The sequence below is a fragment of the Pseudokineococcus marinus genome, from assembly GCF_013004605.1.
Classification (GTDB): Bacteria; Actinomycetota; Actinomycetes; order Actinomycetales; family Quadrisphaeraceae; genus Pseudokineococcus; species Pseudokineococcus marinus.
Map to the genome: position 1 here is coordinate 1 of NZ_JABEMA010000193.1, position 6051 is coordinate 6051.

General features: G+C 76.2%; 4 protein-coding genes and 1 pseudogene. 1 reads left to right on the top strand and 4 read right to left on the bottom strand.

Going from position 1 to position 6051, the window contains the following annotated elements; genetic code table 11:
• The 4 genes from HLB09_RS11840 to HLB09_RS11855 all read right to left on the bottom strand — a co-directional run.
• Nucleotides 1–1114, bottom strand: a 1114-nt coding sequence (locus tag HLB09_RS11840; protein WP_171203572.1) for a dihydroxyacetone kinase subunit DhaK, incomplete at its 3' end; no start/stop codon positions are given.
• A gap of 143 nt (nucleotides 1115–1257) precedes the next feature.
• Nucleotides 1258–3063, bottom strand: a complete 1806-nt coding sequence (locus HLB09_RS11845; RefSeq protein WP_171203573.1) for a glycoside hydrolase family 15 protein — start codon at nucleotides 3061–3063, stop codon at nucleotides 1258–1260.
• 63 nt (nucleotides 3064–3126) lie between these two features.
• Nucleotides 3127–4179 (bottom strand): ABC transporter ATP-binding protein, encoded by a 1053-nt coding sequence (locus tag HLB09_RS11850; RefSeq protein WP_171203574.1) that lies wholly within the window; start codon nucleotides 4177–4179, stop codon nucleotides 3127–3129.
• On the bottom strand, nucleotides 4169–5218 hold the full coding sequence (locus tag HLB09_RS11855) for an ABC transporter ATP-binding protein (RefSeq protein WP_171203575.1): 1050 nt from the start codon (nucleotides 5216–5218) through the stop codon (nucleotides 4169–4171). The genes HLB09_RS11850 and HLB09_RS11855 overlap by 11 nt, the downstream gene beginning before the upstream one ends.
• A gap of 316 nt (nucleotides 5219–5534) precedes the next feature.
• Between HLB09_RS11855 and HLB09_RS11860 the strand changes: the two are divergent.
• Nucleotides 5535–6051, top strand: a pseudogene (locus HLB09_RS11860) (dipeptidase); the annotation flags it as partial.

Here is a 6051-nt window from a genome sequence, read left to right on the forward strand (position 1 = left end):
CCGCCCGGTCCGCCGCGGCGCGGGAGCCCTCGGCGGCCGGCCCCGGCGGGGCGTCCTCGTCGCGGTCCGGGACCGGCTCGAGCGCCGTCACCTCGGCGGGGACGGCGGCGCGGCGGTAGGTCGGCGCGTCGCAGGCGGCGCGCCAGTGCTCCTCGAGCTCGTCGTCGAGGAAGCAGAGGGTCAGCGAGGCGCCGACCATGTCGAGGCTCGTGACGTGCTCGCCCACCTCCGGGCGCACGGGCACGAGGCCGGCGGCGCGCAGGCGCTCGTCGACGCGGCGGTGGAGGACGAGCAGCTCCTCGCGGGCCGAGCCGCCGAGCCCGTTGACGAGGACGGCGACCCGGCCCCGGTAGCCCTGGCGCCCCTCGCCGCGGGCCGGCTCCTCGGCCAGCACCCCGTCGAGCAGGAGGTCGGCCACCTCGTCGGCGGTCCCGAGCTCGCGCTCCTCGAGCCCCGGCTCCCCGTGGATGCCGAGACCGACCCCCATGCGGCCGCGGGGCACGGAGAAGAGGGGGTCGCGCGACCCCGGGAGCGTGCAGCCGGAGAGCGCGACGCCGAGCGTGCGCGTGCGCGCGTCCGCCCGGTGGGCGAGGGCCTCGACGGCGTCGAGGGGGAGCCCGGCCGCGGCGGCCGCGCCGGCCACCTTGAGCACGACGAGGTCACCCGCGATGCCCCGGCGCCGGTGCGCCTCCTCCGGCGGGGCGGAGGCGACGTCGTCCCCGACCGCCACCTCGCGCACGTCGACGCCCTCGGCGCGCAGCATCTCGGCGGCCAGCCCGAAGTGCAGGACGTCGCCGGCGTAGCGCCCGTAGCCGAGCAGGACGCCGCCACCGGCGTGGGCGGCCAGGGCGACCGAGCGGATCTGGCGGGCCGAGGGGGAGGCGAACACGCCGCCGCACGCCGCCCCTGCGGCGAAGCCGTCGCCGACCCAGCCGGCGAAGGCGGGGTGGTGGCCGCTGCCCCCGCCGAGGACGACGGCCACGGCGCCCTCGGGGAGCGGGTCGGCGCGCACGACGCCGCCGCGGCAGCGGCGCAGCCGGCCGGGGTGGGCGGCGACGAGGCCGTCGACGGCCTCGTCGGCGAAGCGGTCGGGGTGGTTCACCAGCTGCGTCATGGGACCTCCGTCGGTCCGTCGAGGTGCGGCGCCGCACCCGGCGCCCTCGCCGCGTAGATCCTATAGGCATCGCCCCGACGCCAGCGGCGGGCCCGTGCCGGACGGCGTCGTCGACGCCGTCCAGCACGGTGCTCGGCAGGCGCTCAGCGCTCCCGCTGCCGGTCGAGCGCGGCGTCGAGGTTCACGGCGGCCGAGATGAGCGCGAGGTGGGTGAAGGCCTGCGGGAAGTTGCCGAGCGCCTCGCCCGAGGGGCCGATCTCCTCGGCGTAGAGCCCGAGGTGGTTGGAGTAGGTGAGCATCTTCTCGAAGACGATGCGCGCCTCCTTGAGGCGGCCGGCGCGCGTCAGCGCCTCGACGTACCAGAACGAGCAGAGGTTGAAGGTGCCCTCGTCGTCGTCGAGCCCGTCGTGCCCGGTGATGGCGTACCGGTAGACGAGGGAGTCGGCGACGAGCTCGTCCCCGATGCGGTCGAGGGTCGAGAGGAAGCGCGGGTCCGTCGGCCCGGCGAACTTCACGAGCGGCATGACGAGCACGGAGGCGTCGAGCAGCCGGCTGCCCGGGTGCATGGCGTAGGCCCCGAGGTCGGGGTCCCAGCACTCCTCCTGCACGAACCGGTGCGCCTTGTTGGCGATCTTGCGCCACTTCTCCGTCGGCGCCGGGAGGCCGCGGTCGCGCGCCACCCGCAGGGCGCGGTCGTAGGCCACCCACGTCATGAGCGCCGAGTACGTGAAGCGCTGCCGGGGGCCGCGGACCTCCCACACGCCCTCGTCTGGCTCCTGCCAGTGCTGGGCGAGCCAGTCGAGGCGGTGGCCGAGGGTCGTCCACAGGTCGTAGCTGATGGGGACCTGGCGGTTGTAGAGGTAGACGGAGTCCATGACCTCGCCGTAGACGTCGAGCTGGCGCTGGGTCACGGCCGAGTTGCCGATGCGCACGGGCCGCGAGCCGCGGTAGCCCTCGAAGTGCTCGAGCACCGTCTCGGGCAGGTCCTCGCTGCCGTCGACCCCGTACATGATCATGACGTCGCGCTCGATCGACGCCGCCTCGCACCGCTCCTTGATCCAGTCCATGAAGGCCGCGGCCTCGTCGAGGAAGCCCAGCCGCATGAGGCCGTAGACCGTGAAGGCGGCGTCCCGCAGCCACGCGTACCGGTAGTCCCAGTTGCGCGCGCCGCCGAGCTGCTCGGGCAGCGACGTCGTCGGGGCGGCGACGAGGGCGCCGGTGGGGTGGTAGACGAGCAGCTTGAGCGTCAGCGCCGAGCGCTGGACCATCTCGCGCCAGCGCCCCCGGTAGCGCGAGCCGGACACCCAGCGCTGCCAGTAGTCGCTCGTCCGCGTGAAGAGGTCGTCGGTCTCGTGCAGCGCGAGCGGGCGCACGACGCCGCGCCACTCGAGGACGACGTCGACCTGCTCGCCCTCCTCGACGGCGAAGACCGCCTCGACGCCGCGCCCGTCGTCGGTGACGCGCAGGGGCGCCGACGTCCGGAGGACGAAGTCGCCGGCCGAGGAGCTGAAGACCGCGCCGACGTCGTCGACGAGCCGCACCTCGTGCGGCACGCGGCCGTAGTCGAAGGCCGGGCGGCACACGAGGTCGAAGGTCGTCATGCCGCGCACCGCGGAGGCCCGCCGGACGACGAGGTCGCGCGCGGCGGCGACGTCGCTGGTCTCGGGGACCATGAAGTCGACGACCTCGCCGACCGAGTCCCGCGTGAGGTAGCGGGTCAGCAGGATGTTCGTGTCGGGCAGGTACAGCTGCTTGGGGCGGGCGCCCGCACGGGCGGAGAGGCGGAAGGAGCCCCCGCGGTCGGCGTCCAGCAGCGAGGCGAACAGCGACGGCGCGTCGAAGCGCGAGGGGCAGTACCAGTCGATCGTGCCGTCGGTGCCGACGAGCGCGACCGTCCGCAGGTCGCCGATGACGCCGTGCTCCTCGATGGGCAGGTAGCGCTCGTCCACCCGCCCAGGATGGGGCAGGGCCGGGAGCGCGCGGCGGCGCCACCCCGCAGCCGCCCCGCCGGGTCAGCCGGTGAGCACCTCCTCCGCGCGGTGGCAGGCGACGGTGCGCGCGGGGTCGTCGCCCGCGGCGAGGCGCAGCAGCGGCTGCTCGTGCGCGCACCGGTCGACGGCGAGCGCGCAGCGGGTGCGGAAGCGGCAGCCGCTGGGCGGGTCGGCCGGCGAGGGCGGCTCGCCGCGCAGCACCTCCCGCCGGCCGAGGCGCCCCCGCTGGGCGCGGTCGACCGACGGCGAGGCCGACAGCAGCGCCCGCGTGTAGGGGTGGGCGGGGGCGTCGAAGACCCGGTCCGCCCCGCCGACCTCGGCGACGCGCCCGAGGTACATGACGGCGACCCGGTCGGCGACGTGGCGCACGACCGAGAGGTCGTGGGCGATGAAGACGACCGCCAGACCCAGCTCGTCGCGCAGCCGCCCCAGGAGGTTGACCACCTGGGCCTGGACGGAGACGTCGAGCGCCGAGACGGGCTCGTCGCAGACGAGGACGGACGGCTCGAGGGCCAGGCCGCGGGCGATGCCGATGCGCTGGCGCTGCCCTCCGGAGAACTGGTGGGGGTAGCGCCCCAGCATCCCGGCCGAGAGCCCGACGAGCTCGAGCAGCTCCCCGGCGCGCCGGCGGCGGTCCGCCCGGGTGCCCGTGCGGGCGGCGGCGAGCGGCTCGGCCACCACCTGCTCGACGGTCATCCGCGGGTCGAGGGAGGCGTACGGGTCCTGGAAGACCATCTGGACGCCGCGGCGCATGACGGCGTGCTCGGCCCGCCGCATCCGCGTGACGTCGGTGCCGCGGTAGGCGAGGGTCCCGGCGTCGGGGCGCTCGAGGCCGACGAGCATCCGCGCGAGCGTGGACTTGCCGCAGCCGGACTCGCCCACGACGCCGAGGACCTCGCCGGCTCTCAGGTCGAGGTCGACGCCGTCGACGGCCGAGACGCTCCGGCGGCGCAGGCCCGCGCGCCCCGCGGGGTAGCGGCGCACGAGGCCCCGCGCGCGCAGCAGCGCGCCGTCGTCGGGCCCGGCGCCGGTCCCCGTGCCGGCCGCGGTCCCCGTCGTCGTGTCAGCGGCCACGGAGCACCTCCTCCGCCCGCAGGCAGGCGCTCGTGCGGGGCACCCCCGTGGGAGGCGGCGGGCCGGGCGCCCGAGGCGCGGGCACCTCGGTCGCGCAGCGGTCCACGGCCCACGCGCAGCGCGGGTGGAAGGCGCAGCCGGGAGGCGTCTGGGCCGGCACCGGGGGCGAGCCGGGGATGGTGGCGAGCCCCCCGGCGGCCCGGACGGGCTGCGGCACGGAGGCCAGCAGGGCGCGCGTGTAGGGGTGCGCCGGGGCGAGGAGGACGTCGTCGGCGTGCCCGGACTCGACGACGCGGCCCGCGTACATGACGGCCACGCGGTCGGCCACCTCGCTGACGACGCCGAGGTCGTGGGTGATGAGGAGCACGCCCATGCCGAGCTCGCGGCGCAGGCCGTCGAGGAGCTCGAGGACCTGGGCCTGCACCGTGACGTCGAGGGCCGTCGTCGGCTCGTCGGCGACGAGCAGCTCGGGCTCCAGGGCGACCGCCATGGCGATGAGGATCCGCTGGCGCATGCCGCCGGAGAACTGGTGGGGGTGGTCGCGCACGCGCTGCGCGGCGCCGGGGATGCCGACGAGGCCGAGGAGCTCGACGGCGCGGGCCCGCGCGGCCCGGCGCGAGGCGCCCGTGTGGACGCGCACGAGCTCGCCGATCTGGTCCCCGACGGTGAGCACGGGGTTGAGGGCCGAGAGCGCGTCCTGCACGACGAGCGCCATCCGCGCCCCGCGCAGCGGCCGCAGCTCGCGCTCGGACAGGCCCCGCAGGTCGAGGCCGGCGAGGCTCAAATCCTCGGCCGTCCGCCGCATGCCCGGGGCGTCCAGCCCCAGGACGGCGCGGGCGGTGACGGACTTGCCCGACCCCGACTCCCCGAGGAGGGCGACGAGCTCGCCGCGCTCGACGTCGAGGTCGACGCCGCGCACGAGCTCGACGGGCTCCGCGCCCGCGCCGTGCCCGTCAACCTCCACGCGCAGGCCGCGCACCCGCAGGAGGGGCGCGTCGGTGCGGGTCGCGGCCGGCGCCGCTGCTGCCGTGGCCGTCATGGCTGCTCCTGGGCTCGGGGGCTGGATCGGGTGCGGCCGGAGGGCCGGCAGGTGCGGACGCCGCCGTCGGGGGTGGCGGCGTCCGCACCGGCGCGCGCCATCGTGCACGACGAGTGTTGCCGGGAAGTAACGATGCGTCCAGTCCCGCGCCGGATCGTGTCGCGGGCCTTGACGTCGGCGCCTGATCGTGGCGGACTACTCACCGCACCCACCGGGTCGGCGTCGACGGCGCCGCCGGTCCCGCCGCGCTCGGGCGCCCGCCCGGCCTCCCGCTCGAGCCCCCCCGACCCCAGCCCCCCGACCGAGGAGCCGCCCCGTGCTCGACCCCGCCAAGCGCTACACCGGGTACACCGCGTACGAGTACCTGGAGCCCGGCACCGACTACCGCGAGTTCGCCTACGCCGCCCAGCTCGGGCGCGTCCCGGCCTACACCGGCCTGGACCTCACCACCGAGCAGGCCGAGCGCGCCCGCCGGCTGCTCGAGACGGAGAAGGTCATCTCCCTGCACGAGCACGTGCAGGTCTTCCCCGAGGACATGGGCCAGCTGCGCGAGCACATCCGCCAGGGCCGGGAGCCCACCGGCTACGAGGGCCTGTCCCGCTCCGGGCTCACCGCCGTCTTCGACAACGGGATGGACGGCACGTGCTGCATCAGCAGCGACGCCGGGTGGAAGTACCAGGACGTCCTGTTCGACCTGGGCGTGCGCATGGCCGACCTGGCGCACCAGGACTTCGTCGTCAAGGGCGAGACCCTCGCCGACATCGAGGAGGCCCACGCGACCGGCCGGATCGCGCACGTCTTCGCCCTCGAGGCGGCGACGATGATCGAGAACG

Bases quoted from the DNA above. Each gene is read 5' to 3' on its own strand.
- HLB09_RS11855 (WP_171203575.1), bottom strand. From the start codon at position 5,218: ATGACGGCCACGGCAGCAGCGGCGCCGGCCGCGACCCGCACCGACGCG.